Source organism: Amycolatopsis sp. NPDC059657 (assembly GCF_042734395.1).
GTDB lineage: Bacteria > Actinomycetota > Actinomycetes > Mycobacteriales > Pseudonocardiaceae > Amycolatopsis.
Genome location: NZ_JBHWEB010000040.1, coordinates 43684 through 59954 on the forward strand (window position 1 = coordinate 43684; position 16271 = coordinate 59954).

Below are 16271 nucleotides of genomic sequence, written 5' to 3' on the forward strand. Positions count from 1 at the left end.
GGCTGACCGGCACGAAAATTCGACGCGAATGGTCGTTCTGCTTGATTTTGTTACTGGTGGGACGATGGTTTTGCGGCGTGCCTGCACCCTGGTCGGGTGGGAAAAGAAACGTGGGCTCGCCATCCCCTGATCACTGGCGCACAGAAGACAATGGACGTGGTCGTCCGGACGGCTACGCTCGAAGAGATCGGCCTGACGCGCGACACCATTTATCAACGATGCCGGCCTGGCCGCCCATGGCGGAAGTTGTTGTCCGGTGTCATTCAGCTGAGCCGTGACAAACCAACTCCGGATATCCGTATGCGTGCCGCGCTGCTCAGAGCCGGGCCGGATGCGATGGTGACCGGACTTTGGGCATTGCGGCTGTACGGGCTCCGGCATTGCCCGGAACCGTCGGATGTCCACGTCCTCGTACCGGACGGATGCCAAGTCTCGACAACGGAGTTCCTTCTCGTCGAGCGGACTACGCGCCTGCCAAAACCGTTGCAGCGGAATAAGATCCCTGTCGCGCCGGTTCAGCGTGCGGTACTCGACGCAGCCCGGCGGCTGACCGATCAGGACACCATCCAGGCGATGTTGGCCGACGTCATCCAGCGTGGCAAGTGTTCACCGGAGGAAATCGGCCGGGAACTCGGGCAGGGGAGCCAGCGCGGTTCCGCGCTGCCTCGGCTCGCTCTCCTGGATTTGATGGCGGGCGCGCATTCGGTTGCGGAAGCGGACGCCCAACGTCTTTGGGAACGCGCAGGTCTGCCTGAGTGTCAACGCAACGTGAAGATCTTCGACGGCGAGGGAAACTACATCGCTACACCCGATTCTTGGGTCGACGCGGTCGCCTTCGCGTGGGAAATCGACTCGAAAGCACATCACGCGGACGATGGCTTCGAAGGCACCGTGGCTCGCAACGCCCGTTACGCCGCCGCAGGTGTGGTCGTTCTGCAAACCACACCCAGACGGCTGCGAGCCGAGCCGGAGAAAGTCCTGGCTGAGCTCAAGGCCTGCTATGCAGCCGCCTGCCGCAGGCCTCGCCCGGACGTCCGGGTCGGCTGAGATTGGGAAAAAAATCCCAATGTGGCTTTCGTCAGCGCTGGCCTGACGAAAGCCACATTGGGGGCCGGAAAACTGACCAAAGCCGCATTGGGATTTTTTTCAGCGGTTGGAGGAGGAGCGGACGAAGGCGGCCAGGTCCTTGGATTGCTGGATACGCGAGGGTTCGTGGACGTACATCATGTGGCCGGCCGGGTAGTAGGCCGACTCGATGTTTTCGCGGAGTTCTTCGGGGATCTTGAGGTGGGCGAGTACGTGCTCGGCCGCGAAGTAGGCGGTCGCGCCGTCGTAGTGGCCGAAGGCGACGTGGATCTTGAGGTGGGGGTTCGCGCGCATCGCGTTGCTCAGTGCGTCCACAGCGGACACCGCTCGGCCCTCGAAGTCCGAATAGGACCAGGCCTTGTTGACGTCCATGGACAGGATCTCGTACGGGAGGTCGCTTTCGTAGCCGAGCTCGGCGCGGACGTAGTGGTTGAAGCCCGCCGCGTAGGCGCCGATGATGCGCGAGATGGACGGGTCGTCGCTCATGTGCTCGCGGCCGCCGTCCGGCTCCCATGTGGTGAACCGGCCGTCCATGCGACCGGCGACCTTTCCCTTGTCGCGCAACAGCTCTGTGAAGAAGCGGATGTGCTCGATCCGGAGGTCGACACGGTCTACATAGGATTCGGAAAGTCCGGTCAGTGAGGCCAGCGTCGAGACGATTTCGGCACGCTCGGCGGTGGAGAGGCGGGCGCCGCGTTGCAGTGCCCATGGCAGGTCGCGGGCGGCGAAGTCCTCGGCGTCGGCGAGTACGTCGTCGAGCGGGCGGTCGCCGTGGAAGCCGTGGTAGTGGGCGATGGCCGCGTAGGTCGGGACGAAGAGGCTGTACGGCTGGTCGTTGCCCTCGGTGAAGTCCAAAGTGGCCAGATCGAGCACCGACGAGATGAGCATCAGCCCGTTCAGGTACAGCCCGTGCCGCTCCTGCAGGTGCGCCGCCAGCGCGGCCGCGCGCAGCGTGCCGTACGACTCGCCCGCGACGAACTTCGGCGAGAGCCAGCGCTGGTTGCGGGACGTCCACAGCCGGATGATCTCGCCGACGGACTCGATGTCGGGCGTGAAGCCGTGGAACTCCTTCGCCTTCTCGCCGGGACGGGGCCGCGAGAAGCCGGTCGACACCGGGTCGATGAACACCAGGTCGCTGTGCGCGAGCAGGGTCTCGGGGTTGTCGGCGAGCTCGTACGGCGGCGGCGCCGGGTCGTCGACGTCGCCGGAGACGACGCGCCGCGGCCCGAGCAGGCCCAGGTGCAGCCAGATGCTCGACGAACCTGGCCCGCCGTTGAAGGCGAAGGTCACCGGCCGCGTGGCGGGGTCGGCGTCGTCGAGGGTGTACGTCGTCAGGAACACCTCGGCCTTGGCCACGTGGCCCTCCGACTTGCCGTCGGTCGTGACCTCCTGGCGGAGCACGACGCGCCCGGTTTGCGCGGTATAGGCGAGCTTGCGGCGTTTGACGGTGATCGTGTGCTGGCTGGAGACCAGGGTGTCGGCGGGTTCGGCGGCCTTCGCCTCGGGCGCGGGGGTCTCGTCGACGGTGTTGTCCGGCATACAAAACAACTTAGCCGAGGTAAGAATGAGGAGTGGGCCAATTTGACACGCTTTCGGACCTCGACGCGGCCGTGACCGGCTGCCGCGCCTGCCCACGCCTGGTCGCCTGGCGCGAGGAGGTCGCGGTCACCAAGCGCGCGGCCTTCCGCGACTGGACCTATTGGGGCCGCCCGGTGCCCGGTTTCGGGCCGGCCGACGCCGCACTCGGCATCGTCGGCCTCGCGCCCGCCGCGCACGGCGCCAACCGGACCGGGCGAATGTTCACCGGCGATCCTTCGGGCGATTTCCTCATCAAAGCGCTCTATGACGTCGGCCTCGCGTCACAGCCGACCTCCACTCATCCAGGTGACGGACTCGAGCTGCGCGGAACCCGGATGACGGCGCCGGTCCGGTGTGCTCCGCCACAGAACAAGCCCACACCGTCCGAACGGGACACTTGCCGCGCGTGGCTCGAGGCCGAACTTGACTTACTGGCTCCCACGTTGCGGACCGTCGTCGTGCTCGGCGCCTTCGGCTGGCAGGCGCTACTGCCGGTGCTCGGCCGGATCGGCTGGGTGGTGCCCTCGCCGCGCCCGGTCTTCGGACATGGCGCCGAAGTGGTCCTGACCGGCCGGTCTGAGCTGCGCGTTCTCGGCAGCTATCACGTGTCGCAGCGCAACGTCCAAACCGGCAGGCTCACGCCCGCGATGCTGCGCTCGGTTCTCACTCGGGCGGGTGACACCGCCGGGCTCAACTGAATCGGTGCCGAAAGGGCAGCGACGCTGGTCACAGCCGGATGGGGTCCACGCGCGATTTCCGCGTGGGGGTGCGAGTATGGACGCATGGCTGCAAGGAAGTCGGAACCGACTCGGATCCTGGTTCTCGGTGGTGGCTACGTCGGTCTCTACACGGCGTTCGGCCTTCAGAAGATGCTGCGCGCCAACGAGGCCTCCGTGACCGTCGTTGACCCTCAGCCGCACATGACTTACGCGCCCTTCCTGCCCGAGGCGGCGGCGGGCGCGATCGAGCCGCGGCACGTGGTCGTCCCGCTGCGTCGCGTGCTGAAGCGGTGCCACGTGCTCACGGCACGTGTCACCAAGATCGAGCACGAGCGCAAGTCCGTCACCGTCGAGGCGGCGGACGGGCACGTCGAGGCGCTGAACTACGACATCCTCGTGGTCGCGCTCGGCGCGGTCGCCCGCGTGCTCCCGATCCCGGGCCTGGTCGAACAGGGCATCGCCTTCAAGACCATCGGCGAGGCGATCTACCTGCGCAACCACGTCATGACCAAGCTCGACGAGGCCGCCAGCACGCTGGACCCCGAGCTGCGCAAGCGGTTGCTGACCTTCACGGTCGTCGGCGGCGGCTTCGCGGGCATCGAGGCGCTGGCCGAGCTCGAGGACATGACCCGCTTCGCCACCCGCTACTACGAGAACATCAGCCCGGAAGACATCCGCTGGGTTCTCGTCGAGGCCGCCGGCCGCATCCTCCCCGAGGTCCGCGAGACCCTCGGCGTGTACACGGTCGAGCAGCTTGAGAAGCGCGGTATCGAGGTCTACCTCTCGACGGCGGCCAAGTCGTTCGAGAACGGCCACGTCGTGCTCTCGGACGGCACCGAGTTCGACTCGGACACCATCATCTGGACCGCGGGCGTCAAGGCGAACCCGGTGCTCGCGAACTCGGACCTGCCGATCGACAAGCGCGGTCGCGTCGAGGCGACGGCGGCACTGCAGGTCGTCGGCCACCCGGACGTCTGGACCGCGGGCGACAACGCCGCCGTGCCCGACCTTTCGCGCACCGAGGCCGACCCGACCGCGACCTGCCCGCCGAACGCGCAGCACGCGGTCCGCCAGGCGCGGCACCTGGCGAAGAACATCATCAAGGTGGTCCGCGGCGGCAAGCCGAAGGACTACTACCACAAGAACCTCGGCGCGGTCGCCAGCCTCGGCCTCCACAAGGGCGTCGCCGACGCGCTGAACCTGAAGATCAAGGGCTTCCCGGCCTGGCTGTTCCACCGCGCGTATCACCTCAAGGCGATGCCGACCTGGAACCGCAAGATCCGCATCCTCTTCGACTGGATGCTCGGCGGCCTCTTCCGCCGCGAGGTCATCTCGCTCGGGCAGATCAACAACCCGAAGGAAGAGTTCGCACGCGTCTCGAAGTCCTAGTTTCTCGCGATGAGGGCCTCCCTTGGCTAGCAAGGGAGGCCCTCATCGCGTTTAAGGTCGGCTGGTGAAGAAGCCGATTCAGTCTGACCTGCCCAAGCCAGGGCTCACACCGGTCGAACTCGCCGAGGATATACTGGCGCGGATAGAGCGTGGCAACGAATACGCCCGCAGTCGCAAGACCCGCTTCCGGCGCCGCTCGGTCATGGTCAAGCTCCTCGCACTGACACTGTCGGCGACCTCGACGATCATTCTGGGCTTGCAGAACCTCAACGGCTGGACCGGCACCGCCTTCGCGTTGGTGGCGGTGGTGACCGTGATCGGCGCGCTCGAACCGTTCTTCGCGTGGCGTTCGCTGTGGGTGCTGATGGAGGAGATCCAGCACCGCTTCTACCGCCTGCGCGACGACGTCGCCTTCTACGTCGCGATCACGCCGGCGGACGAGCTCGACGTGGCGGTCCTGCGGGCCAAATTCGATGAGTACCAGGCGATCTGGGACCAGGTCGGCACCCGGTGGATCCAGTACCGCCAGGCAGACGGGGCGTCCTAGCGCGCCATCGCTTAGGGTGGTCGGTGCCCCCGTAGCCCAATTGGCAGAGGCAGTCGACTTAAAATCGACCCAGTGCGGGTTCGAGACCCGTCGGGGGCACCACACAAACCATCATCACCGCTTGCACCTCTCCTAGCAGGGCATTTGGTGATCGAGGGCAGCTTCGACCTTTCGACGACCTGCGGGAGGTCGCTGTGAGGAGCGTGTCGGACGGCGTCGCACGATTCGTCACGATCGCCATGACCGCGGTGATTGGCCTGACCTTCCTCTTCGGGTTTGGCAACGTCCTGACCTTAGCTTTGAGTCTGGGTGTGCCAACGTATGTAGCCCCCCTGGTTGCGCCTGCAGTCGACTTGACGGTCATCGGACTACTCGTCGGTACGCGGCATCTTGCACTGTCCGGGGCCAGCGACGAGGTGCTGCGGCCGGCCCGACGCCTGCTGCTGGCGGCGAGCGTGGCGACGCTGTTGCTGAACGTGGCCGACCCGGTATGCGCTGGACAATGGGGAAAGGCGGCGTTTGACTCGGTGGGCCCGCTTTTGCTGATTGGGTGGGCTGAGACAGGGCCTGGCTTGCTCCGCGCACTGAGCACCGTAAATACCGGCGTCGATACGACATCAGCGGCACCGATGGTGGACGGCGTAGGAGAGGTAGGGCAGGACGTCGCGGTTGTTCCGCACGACAAGCAGACGGAGTCAGCCTGCGGAGGCGTTGATCTCGATGACAAACTCGTGGAGCGAGCTCGCCGGGCGGATGCTGAGCACTGGCGACGTCTCCGGCGCCCGATTTCCGCAGAGACTCTGCGGAAGCAACTTCGCGTCGGCGCGCGAACCTCTCGGGCTCTGGTGGCGGTCGTTCGCGGTGAGAACGCGCCAGGAGGCCACGAATTGCTCACCGCTGGCGGCGGCCTAGTGCTTGACCAGCCGTCATGCCGTTGAGCCGCGTTGCACAGCGGGAGACCGGAGAGGTTCGGCCGGCGCCGTGAGCTCAAGGCCTGGTCAAAGCGCCGCTAGATCAAGCGCGCGTCTTGCTAGCTGACTTGCCGGGGCTGTGCCGTGCCTACGGCTTGAGTCGACGCCGCGCAGAGGCTGCACCAGTGCCACGCGGTCTCAGAAGCGGCGTGAGCGCCCGAATGATGGCTGCTCTCTCGTGGGGTTTTGTTCCGTGCAGCGCACGGCAAATGATGACTAGCTTCGTCGCGGCGGTGATCAAAGCGATCACCGAGGTGACGGTTATGGCGGTCACAGTGAAAGTGACAGTTGGCATGGCAGTCCCCGGGATACAGCGGCTCGCTCGGATGATCGGGACGGGGCATGCCCCGGGACAGAAGCCATTGTCTGCGGTCCACCATAGCAAGACGCTGTGAACTGGCAAGCGCGGACGACATGCTGATGCCGCCGACTCGTGATCACATCCACGTCTCCAGGTATCGCCTTCGCGGGGCCCGCGAATCTCTGAAACTCGGCTCCCGGTTGGCGGCGCCGTGCCCTCACGAGCGCTTGACCTCGGACTGCAGCGCCAGTGGGTGGTGACGCGATCCTTGTTGCTAGGTCGGCTCCGACGGCATTTTGTCGGTGGTATGTGCGATAAAGGAGGTATGGACCCGTGTCGACACCCGCAGCGCAAGCGGCACGCCCAACTCCGGCATCAGCCGAGAGCGACGCCGCTGTGGGTTGGCGATCCGGAGGACTGGGCGGTCGTTCGGAGAACTCCACGACCTCCGTTGGTGTGCCCTGAGCAGGGTTGCGACGTCGAGCTCGTCTCCCATGAGAACCCCGCGTACAAGCACAGCCCACGGTACTTCCGGTTCAAGTCCGTCGATCGATCCTGTGAGCACTGGATCCACCACGACCAAGGCGGTGGTCCGGAAACCGCTCAGCATGAATGGGTGAAAACCCGTTTGACGAGGATCGCTCGACAACTCGGCTACACAGCGACACCCGAGCATCCGCACACGCGGGCAGACGTCTTCGTTCATGAGCCGGCTTACTGCCTCGAGGTACAGCTCCGCTCCACTCAGTTCCAGAAGAGGACGCAGGCCAGGGAAGCGAAGGGAGGAATGGTCTGCTGGTGGATCGCGGACGGACCCGACACCAAGACCCTGACGAAGTCGCTGTTCTCGCTGCCTGCCGTGCGCTTTCGGGTTGTGGATAAGGACGATTCCCGCGGGCGGCCCCTCACTCCCTGGCATGAGCCCGGTAACCGTGCCGTGGCGTACCGTGCGCGTCTGCAGGTATTCGCCACTGTTGCTCATCCGCCCGTTCGGAACAAGCCTCGCGGCACCTCTCCCGCTGGGGCGGAGTGGTTCCGAACGGGCGTGATGGATGGCTACACCTTTCTCGCGCAGGTCCTATCTGGGCGCCGTCGGTGGTACCCGCCTGGTGCACTCGGTCACCGATCCGGTTTGTGGGCTCTCGATACTGACGTCGCCGCCTACCAGGGCTTCCGCGCCGAACAACGAGCCCGCAAACGAACCCAGGCAATCACGCCCGTCCCGCCGGCACCACCCCAAACAGTTTCACAGCCGACGCAACTCGAGACAGGTTTGTCCAAGGAGCATTCACTTCCGGCCGACATCCCGGATTCGCCGGCAGAGCCACTGGCTACCCCGCCCCTGTCGCTCGGCTCAGCGGATGCCTACCCGCTTCCGATCGCGGGAGAACAAGCCGGTTCTGTGCCGGATTCTGCACAGCGCTCGCAGCCGTCACCGGTGCTGCGTAGACGCCGCCGGTGGCAGTTCTGGCGCCGTCGACAGGCGCCTTTGCGTAGGAGTTGACGAGTACAAGCTCGACGAAAGTCCGCCGTGGCACCCGCCTGGTCGGTGACCTCGGCAGGTCGGAGGGGGTGCACGGCCGCGAAGCCGTAGTCAAGTCGTCGGAGGGCCCGAAGTGAGCCAGAACTGTCGTTGCTCAGCGCTAGGCTCCTTCCATGGGATCCGCTACCGCACCCGGCGACGGAAACGTCGTACCCGCGACCGCGCAATCGCTTCCCGTCGACGCGCGCAACACCGCTCCAGAGACTGTCGCCCGTTACGACTATCAGTACGAATGTGTGGCACTCACGGTCTTACAGCGGTTGTCAAGCGATGACCTCCTTGGCATCGTGGTTGAGCGCACCACCGACGTAGCCTTCATACCCCGCACCGGACCCGCTGAACTCACTTCCATCAAGCATCTTGAACCCAACCAGGCGGTCAAAGGCGGCTGGGCGCTTCATGACCTGAAAGAGCGCGTTCTGGTTGACCTGCATGAAAAGTGGCTCGCGTCTGACCAGAAATGCACAGTCGCTTTCGTCAGTAACATGGGATTTGTTGGCTCCGGCTACCAGCTGTACCGAGCCTGCGTCGAGCGCTCGGTGAAGCACCGCCGACAGATGCACGGTTATCTTGTCGACCACGTCGCGGTCGCTCCTGAGAACGCCGCCGCCTTCCTCGACGCCATACACCTGCCAAAGTCGCCACTCCCGTCACGGGCGAACATTTCGGATGTCGCCGTCGCGGAGCTTCGCCGACTGCTGACGGCTCACGGCCGAGACGGACGTTTCGCTGACAAATGCTACGCAGCGCTCGTGAACAGGATCCGCGAGGCCAGTACGGACACACCGGACACGCGTAGCATCGTCATACCGGTTCGTTATGCGACGTTGCGCGGCCAATTGGAACACTCCGACGAACACGAACTCAGGAAGAGATACCTGGCGGCCGACGACCTGCGGGATTTGGTTCTGACCGTGCACGACCAGCATGCCGCTCAAACCGATGAGCCAGAACGACAGCAACTGCTACAGGATCCCCTGTTCACCGGTAGGGGCAATGAGTTGCGCGCCATCGAAGCCGCCATTCGCCCAGGGCTGCCGCATCCGGTCGCCCCCGTCGTACTGCACGGACTAACCGGATGCGGGAAGAGCAGCCTTGCGATGCACTTCGCGTCGACTCAGTCGGCCCGAATGACGATCAAAATGATCGACGCCAGCAGTCGTGCGGGCCTGGTGCAAGCCCTGAGTGCATCTGGGGAGCCACATGACCAGGCAGATGAACTCGGGAACATGCTCCGAGGACAGGGGAGTCCCGTAACTCCGCCATTGCCAGGCAACTCGATGACCCTGCTCATCCTGGACGGCGTGGAGAGCATAGACACTCTGCGGGGAATCATCCCCCGGCTCGCACTTACTCGAGTCCTGATCACGACAACCGCAGCTCACCTCGACCCGGGATACACCCACATCGAAGTTATGAGCTGGACAAGAACTGACTCGACTTCCTATGTGACGAAAGTCCTGCCGGCCGCAACAGTCGATGAAGCCGATCTGCTAGCCGGTGCGCTGTATGACCATCCGCTCGCAGTGGTCCAGGCCGCGAACTACTGCAATACGCTCGATATCGACGTGCGTGGTTATCTAGACCGCTTCGGCCGCGAGCCAACCTTGACGTTGAACCGCGGCGAGGCGCCTGGCCACTCCGAGACCGCAGGCACAGCTATCCGCTTGACCCTGGCGACGCTCGCCCAGCGTGCGCCAGCCGCGTGTGCTCTGCTGAACGCACTGGCGATAACGGCCGATGCTCCGCTAGCCGAATCGCTCTTCGATGTTCCCGGCGGCGCGGCTCATGTCGTAAAGCCCGATCTGGCACGACAGCGGCCGCCTCGCAAGGCACGGTGGATACCGCGACTTCGAAACAGCAAAGGCTTCACTGGTGAGTCTTTCCGCGTGGTTGCACCGTTGCCGGCCGCGACGTCCTGGCGCGCCGCGCTGCGCGATCCTGATACCCGAGACCAGGCTATCGTCGAGCTTCGAAAATTCTCGTTGCTGAGACGACAGGCTGGTGGGCTGGTCGTGCACCCATTGGTGAAACGCATTGTTCGCGAATCAGCTGAACAGAATCGTGTGTGGACAGAAGTGGTGCTCGGGCTTTTCGACCCTTACCTCTCGCCGAGTGACGCAGAGGCGAACGAGTCGCTGGCACCTCACCTGGTTCATGTCATCGCCGTCGCCGAGCACGCGATGGCCGAAAACTACTGTGGTCCTACCGTAGTGGCGGCCTGTGCCTACCTTGGTCGAGCCCTTCCCAGCTACGGCGACAGTGCCCGAGCTGCCGTGTTCGCGACTTTCGCGGCCGACGTGGTCACGAGCCTGAACTATCACGATGAGGCGCCGTCGTTCTTTATCGCGGAGGTCCGCCTCGCGGCCGCACTGTCCGCAGCGCTCAGTGGCCGGATTGATGAGGCTGTCCAGCGATTCCAGCAGATTGCGCAAGAAGCCCAAGAAGCGGGCGATGAGACTACTTACCTTGACTGCCTGCGCTATCTGTCTGAGATCGCAACGCTAACTGAGCGGCGAGATCTCGCCGAGCAGGTCCTCAACTCTGCATCACCGTTTCTCATGCTCGAGGACCAGCCGACAAACGCCATGCTCTATTTTACCCGGGCTATGACACAGTTGTTCAGGATGGTTGGAAAGGCAAGTGAGGCTTCGGTTCAAAGCGAATGGGTCCTCCGTCACGTCATGAGCAATCCAACCGCGCATCACGTTCTCGTGGAGAACGCTTTCGGTGACGCAGCCACGCTCGCGCTTGACCGCGGAGACTCCGCTGCGCGCCTCCGCTACGCCGTGGCGATGCTCGACATTCGTCGCGCTTACAGGGCGAGTGTCGGTGGACAACTTCGTCCCGACATCTGGTTCATACGTATGCTCATCGGCGTCGCCGATCCCGCCGTCGACTGTGCGTCAGATCTGAGGAAAGTGGACCGGCAACGAGCCGAGGCCCATCTCGGCCATGCTGCGGGCCTGCTCGACGAGGCTCGTGAGCTACTGGCGACGTACTTTTCCCCAGATGACCCGACGCAAGGCTACCTGCTGTCTGTTAGTGGCAGGCTGAACTTCATTGCATGTCGATATGAGGAGGCCTTTCGGGAGCTTGTCCAAGCCGAGAAAATACTCAGAAGTGCTCCTGAGGCTTTCTCGCGAGAGCTGATACCATGCCTCTATCATCTGGCTCAGCTGCACCTGAGAAACGGTGACGAATCCGCAGCCAAGAAGCTTGCCCAAGAAGTCTATGAATACGACCTCGAAACATATGGCAAGGGTCATCCTGAGGTAGAAAAAGATCTAGAGATTGTCGATCTGATACATCAGGCGAGTTCGCTGCGTTGTGCGATGAGTATTTCCTACAAAGACTTCTTCCCCGGATCCCTCGGTTAATGCTCGACAAGCGCCTAGGGTTCCGCGACTCTGATCTCTCTAATTCGCGTTGTAGACATTCGGCTTCTGCTGCCGCCGTAGGTGCCTGGCAGAATTTTGTTCACTTCAAGGTGCAGCGGTAAGGTCGGCGGTCGCGGAACTGCAACGCCGTCGCAGGTTCGAATCCTGGGCAGGACTACCAAAGGATGGGAACGGGGCTGACCAGGAGGTTTTCGGCGGCACGTTGGTGATCGAGGCAAGCTTCGAGCTTCCGGCCTCGGGTGGGAGCCCGTCATGAGCGCTAACTCGCAGACAGTTGCTCGGTTTGTCACGGTCACGATGGGGCTGGTGATCGGGCTCACATTCCTGTTTGGGTTCGGGAACGTCTTGAACCTGGCCTTGAAGCTGCAGGTGCCGGTATTCGTGGCGCCGCTGGTGGCGCCGGCCGTCGACTTGACGGTGCTGGGCCTGCTGGTCGGAACGCGGCACCTTGCGCTGTCCGGCGCCAGTGACGAGGTGCTGCGGCCGGCGCGGCATCTGCTGCTGGCGGCGAGCATGGTGACTCTGCTGTTGAACGTTGCTGACCCGGTGTTCGCTGGTCAGTGGGGCAAGGCCGCGTTCGACTCTCTCGGTCCGCTCCTCCTTATCGGATGGGCGGAGGCGGGGCCTGGCCTGCTCCGCGCGCTTGGCGCCGCAAGTGCTGCTCCCAGACCAGCGCAGCCGTCCAGCCCGTCGTCCTCAGAGTCGAAGTGCGGCGGCGCGGAGCAGGATGCGTGCGGGCCTACGGCCCTTCGGCATGACCGGCAGGTAGGGGCGCAACCGCACCGGGCTGCTGCTCTCGACCAGGGACTCGTAGAGCGCGCTCGCCGCGCGGACGCCGACCACTGGCGACGTTACCGGCGTCCGATCTCCGCGGAGACACTCCGGAAGCAGCTTCGGGTTGGCGCGACAACATCGCGGGCTCTGGTGGCGGAGGTTCGACCGAAGAACGCTCCGCCAGGTTCGACGAGTACTGAGCTAGTGCTCGCCTAACAGGCGTGGCTCACTCCACCGTCCTGGTGACCCGATGGTCCCAGCTCGAGGAAGGAGCAGAGCGGCAACAGCGGTGGGCACTCGTCCTCACCCGGAGGGACGGAAGGTGATATTCGCTAGCGAATCAACTCTGCACTCGCCCACGAGCGCGATCGCGTGCCCGAAGCTGCAGTCTTGTCCGTACCTCATCGTGGATGGTGGTCGAGGTCTCAACGGCGGTTTCGACGGAGACCACGAGCGCGTAGCGCACGCTCTTGCCTGCTCGGAGCCGTTGGGCATCGTCCATGCATTCGACGTGGATAGGAAACGTATCGCCCTCGCCGAACACCATTGCTCGTGTCCCCTGGACGATCTCGTGTTGGAGGCTGCCTCGCCGCACGGTGTTGTGCTCGGCGTCGCTGCGGTCGCCGCCGGCAAGGTTGGTGTCGGGCGTGGTGAAGTAGACCTTGGTTTCGCGATACCGGGTAAGGCGGCTGACCGTGGGGACCATGTAGGCGAGGGTGATCGTGAAACGGTGCCATTCCGCTCGTGACCGGAGGGAGGGCGGCAGCGGCAGCTCGTACGTGTGGCGCTCGTTTCGGGCGATGCGCCCTCCGGCGACCAGCACGGCCCGGTTCGTCGCAGCCGTGCCGAGCCGTTCGACGTTGAGGCACCCGTAACCCAGGAGCGCGGTGAGTTGACGGCGGGCCTGTTGGCTGTCGAGCCCGAGTTCTCGCCGGAGTCGGATGTCCCATGCGCCCCAGCTGCTGGCGTGGGCGAGGAGTGCGCGGACGAGCAGCGGGTGGTACTGCCCGTCAGGCAGGGGCGCGTCTTGGGCATCGATGGCACCGGCTTCGAGGACGTCGAATAGGCGGCTGGCTTCGCGGCTCACCAGCGCGGTGGCGTTGCTGGTGCCTGTGGTGAAGACGGTGTTGTTCGTTGCCCCTGCCCGTCCCGGGGCGGCGACTTGGAGGCCGGGGCCGGTGGTCGCCGTCTGTGCGAGCGCAACTGCGACCGTGTCCTCGCCGGGCACGATGACAGGGCGCGCGTAGAGCGCCCGCCCGCCGACGTGGTGAAGATCTGGCTTGACAGAGCGGTCGACGCCGGGCCCTGTGGAACCGTAGTGGGCCGGTGCGCCGGGGTGGGTGATGTCCCAGACGGTGTCGGGCACGTCGATGTCGCCGAGCCCGTCGTCATGGGTAGCGCCGATGGTCAGGGCGTTGAGCGCGTCGCCCGGGGGCAGGATGCCTCGTCGGAGCGTCGCCTCGTAAACTGCTCGTATCATTGCTGACCGAGCGGCGTCGGGGTCGTTCGCAGCGTCTGCGGGGATCGTGATCGTGTCGGTGTGGTTGCCCGAGCTGACCACGAACAGCAGATTGTAGGAATGGGCGAGCCAGTCCAGCAGACGTCCGACCGGGCTCATTCTCTGTGCTAGGGCTCTGGCCTGTGCGCCGATGGAGAGGTTGACGATTCGTACGCTGGGCGCAGCCGCATCCCGGCCGCCGTCTCCCTCCACGATGCGCTTGACAGCGCGGTGCAGAAGGTCGGTGAGCAGCCGGTGCGGGATGACCTGCTCGTACTGAGCGGCGAACTCATGGGGGCGCATGACGGGCCGCACGTACAGCGGCCGGTCCAGCGGTTCGCCGGGGGCGGACAGGTCGCCGTGGATGATGAGCGACGCCATCGCCGTGCCGTGATTGCGTGATGACACCGGGTAGTTTTCGCCAAGTCCGTCGGGGTCGTCGATCAACAGTCTGCCGGCCAGGGCGTCGTGGTTCGGGAACGGCAAACCGTCCAGCAGCGCGACCCGGGGCAGCCCGTCCACGCGCTCGCCGGGAGGAAGCCGTACCTCGGTTACGGGGTCGAGCGCGGCCGGCGCCACGCTCATCGGCGTGAACGGGCTGACGAACATGACCTCGTCGGTGGTGAGCAGTCGGATCGACGCCGCACCGTCGTTCAGCACTGAGCGGACCTGCTGGACCGGCAGTTCCGCCAGCAGCGCGTGGTATCCGATGGCGCCGATCTCCGAACGGTCGAGGACCCTCCCGCTGCTGGTCGTGATGATCTGTTCAACGTGCGCTTGCGCCGCGGCGCGCAGCGTGGCGTCCCGTCGGTACCACAACTCGACTTCGACCATGACCGTACTAACGGACTGGCCGATCATGTCGAGGCTCTCCTGCCACCGCTGGTAGAGGCCGGTTTCCCGGATGCGGTCCTCGGGTCCCCAGCGTCGGATCGAGGTCAACTGCTGGAACGCGTCCTTGAACTTCCCCAGCCCGTGCTCGAACGACGCCGTCGGGTCTTGCTGCCACAGGGCGAACAGCCGGAGCAGCTCGTCGATTGCCCTGGCGTTCGACATCACCAGATACAGCGAATGCGGCACGGGTTTGTCGGTGCGCCCTTTGACGCGTTCGGTCATGTGGAAGTCGTCGTCGGGATCGGTTCGGTCGCCCAGCAGCTCGGACAGAAATTCCAGCCCGTCGATTCGGTCGATCGCGTTGCGGAAGTCCTTGACGCTGCCGGCGAGGTCGAACACCACAACGAGGGCGGGATCGACCTCGTCGGCGGCGCTGTCGGCCAGGCGGACGCGCTCGGCGTCGAATGCCGCGGTCAGTTCGCGGAACTGCGGTGTCAGCCGTTCGCCCTGCCTGCCGGCGGCGGGCTTGGCCAGACGCGGCATGTCCCGCGAAGTCTGGGTGGGCCGCTTCGCGACGACTGGCGGTCCGAATGCCAGGAGCGGCTTGCGCTCCCCGGTCACCCCGCCGCCTGATCGTGCCTGTGTTCGAGACGTTCCTGGACGATGCGTCGCAGGTTGCTGTCCGGCAGCTCCAGCACCGCCCGGCGGCGCACGTCCAGGGCAAACTCTTCCAGCTCGGAGAAGCTTGCTCCGGCGAGTTTGTCCGCGAGGGTCCTGGGGGCGAAGCCGAGGTCGCCTCCCAGTCGTGCGGCGAGTCGTTCCAGGAACCGGGTCGCCTGGGCGCGGCTGGGCGGTTCGAGCTGGGCGCGAATCTGGAAGCGCCGCCACGCTGCGCGGTCAAGCAGTTCGCTGTGATTGGTGGCGCCGACGAAGATCACGTGTGACGGGAGTCGATCGATCTGGAGCAGCAGGGTCGCGACGACGCGCTTGATCTCGCCGGTCTCGTGCTCGTCGGACCGTTCCTTGGCGATCGTGTCGAGTTCATCGAAAAACAGGACACACCTGCGCGTTCTCGCGAACTCGAACGCGTTGTCGAGCCGTGCAGCCGTCTCGCCGAGGAAGCTGGACACCACGCCCTCATAGCGGACGACGTAGAACGGGAGCATCAGTTCGGAGGCGATGGCCTCAGCGGCGCTGGTCTTGCCGTTTCCCGGAGGACCGGACAGCAGAAGCCGACTACGGGGTTCAATCCCGTAGCTGCGCAGCAGCTCGGCCCGCTTCTGCTCCTCGATCAGTTCGGTTACGACCCGGTATGGCACCGGCGCGAGTTCGAGGTCGTCCAGGCGACGATTCGGAACGATCTCCTGCACCAGATCGCGAATCGCCGCGGCACGGTCGTCGCGGACGAGGCCCTGGCCCGTCGTCGTGATCAGCTCGGAGAGTCGGTCGGCCAGGAGATGGTGCTGATTGGCGCGCTCTTCGGAGATCACGGCCTCGACCAAGACCCGGAAGCGGTCGCGGTCGCCGCGGCGCTCGGCCTCCACGAGGTCCAGCAGCAGGTCTGCGCGCGCCACCGGCCCGCCTCCCTCAGTCGTGTCCAGTCACAGGCCGCCCTATCCTATCGTCGGCA

The 16271-nt window shown here is 64.9% G+C and carries 10 protein-coding genes and 1 tRNA gene; 8 read left to right on the forward strand and 3 right to left on the reverse strand.

What is annotated here, in order from left to right; genetic code table 11:
• Positions 1-96 precede the first annotated feature (96 nt).
• On the forward strand, positions 97-1047 hold the full coding sequence (locus ACFV15_RS22220; protein ID WP_378352482.1) for a hypothetical protein: 951 nt from the start codon (positions 97-99) through the stop codon (positions 1045-1047).
• A 99-nt stretch (positions 1048-1146) separates the two neighbouring features.
• On the opposite strand, the gene ACFV15_RS22225 is transcribed toward ACFV15_RS22220, so the two are convergent.
• Positions 1147-2625, reverse strand: a complete 1479-nt coding sequence (locus ACFV15_RS22225; RefSeq protein WP_378352484.1) for a S10 family peptidase — start codon at positions 2623-2625, stop codon at positions 1147-1149.
• A gap of 32 nt (positions 2626-2657) precedes the next feature.
• Between ACFV15_RS22225 and ACFV15_RS22230 the strand changes: the two genes are divergently transcribed.
• The 7 genes from ACFV15_RS22230 to ACFV15_RS22260 all read left to right on the forward strand — a co-directional run bounded on the left by ACFV15_RS22230 (position 2658) and on the right by ACFV15_RS22260 (position 12525).
• Complete coding sequence (locus ACFV15_RS22230) at positions 2658-3362, forward strand: uracil-DNA glycosylase (RefSeq protein WP_378352485.1); 705 nt, start codon at positions 2658-2660, stop codon at positions 3360-3362.
• A gap of 84 nt (positions 3363-3446) precedes the next feature.
• Positions 3447-4772 (forward strand): NAD(P)/FAD-dependent oxidoreductase, encoded by a 1326-nt coding sequence (locus tag ACFV15_RS22235; RefSeq protein WP_378352486.1) that lies wholly within the window; start codon positions 3447-3449, stop codon positions 4770-4772.
• 64 nt (positions 4773-4836) lie between these two features.
• Positions 4837-5319 (forward strand): SLATT domain-containing protein, encoded by a 483-nt coding sequence (locus ACFV15_RS22240; protein ID WP_378352487.1) that lies wholly within the window; start codon positions 4837-4839, stop codon positions 5317-5319.
• A 25-nt stretch (positions 5320-5344) separates the two neighbouring features.
• Positions 5345-5421, forward strand: a tRNA-Leu gene (locus ACFV15_RS22245).
• 137 nt (positions 5422-5558) lie between these two features.
• Entirely contained in the window at positions 5559-6257 is a 699-nt protein-coding gene (locus ACFV15_RS22250; RefSeq protein ID WP_378352519.1) for a hypothetical protein, read from the forward strand.
• Between the two features lie 1990 nt (positions 6258-8247).
• On the forward strand, positions 8248-11514 hold the full coding sequence (locus ACFV15_RS22255; RefSeq protein ID WP_378352488.1) for a hypothetical protein: 3267 nt from the start codon (positions 8248-8250) through the stop codon (positions 11512-11514).
• A gap of 273 nt (positions 11515-11787) precedes the next feature.
• Complete coding sequence (locus ACFV15_RS22260) at positions 11788-12525, forward strand: hypothetical protein (RefSeq protein ID WP_378352489.1); 738 nt, start codon at positions 11788-11790, stop codon at positions 12523-12525.
• A 124-nt stretch (positions 12526-12649) separates the two neighbouring features.
• Here the strand turns inward: ACFV15_RS22260 and ACFV15_RS22265 are convergent, their stop codons facing one another.
• Positions 12650-15262: a S8 family peptidase gene (locus ACFV15_RS22265; protein WP_378352490.1), complete on the reverse strand. Its 2613-nt coding sequence runs from the start codon at positions 15260-15262 to the stop codon at positions 12650-12652.
• The gene (locus ACFV15_RS22270) at positions 15259-16215 is read right to left on the reverse strand and encodes an AAA family ATPase (RefSeq protein WP_378352491.1); all 957 of its coding nucleotides are present in this window, start codon (positions 16213-16215) and stop codon (positions 15259-15261) included. Before ACFV15_RS22270 ends, ACFV15_RS22265 begins: the two co-directional genes overlap by 4 nt.
• Positions 16216-16271: the final 56 nt, after the last annotated feature.

Bases quoted from the DNA above. Each gene is read 5' to 3' on its own strand.
- ACFV15_RS22225 (WP_378352484.1), bottom strand. From the start codon at position 2,625: ATGCCGGACAACACCGTCGACGAGACCCCCGCGCCCGAGGCGAAGGCC.
- ACFV15_RS22235 (WP_378352486.1), top strand. From the start codon at position 3,447: ATGGCTGCAAGGAAGTCGGAACCGACTCGGATCCTGGTTCTCGGTGGT.
- ACFV15_RS22250 (WP_378352519.1), top strand. From the start codon at position 5,559: ATGACCGCGGTGATTGGCCTGACCTTCCTCTTCGGGTTTGGCAACGTC.
- ACFV15_RS22255 (WP_378352488.1), top strand. From the start codon at position 8,248: ATGGGATCCGCTACCGCACCCGGCGACGGAAACGTCGTACCCGCGACC.
- ACFV15_RS22260 (WP_378352489.1), top strand. From the start codon at position 11,788: ATGAGCGCTAACTCGCAGACAGTTGCTCGGTTTGTCACGGTCACGATG.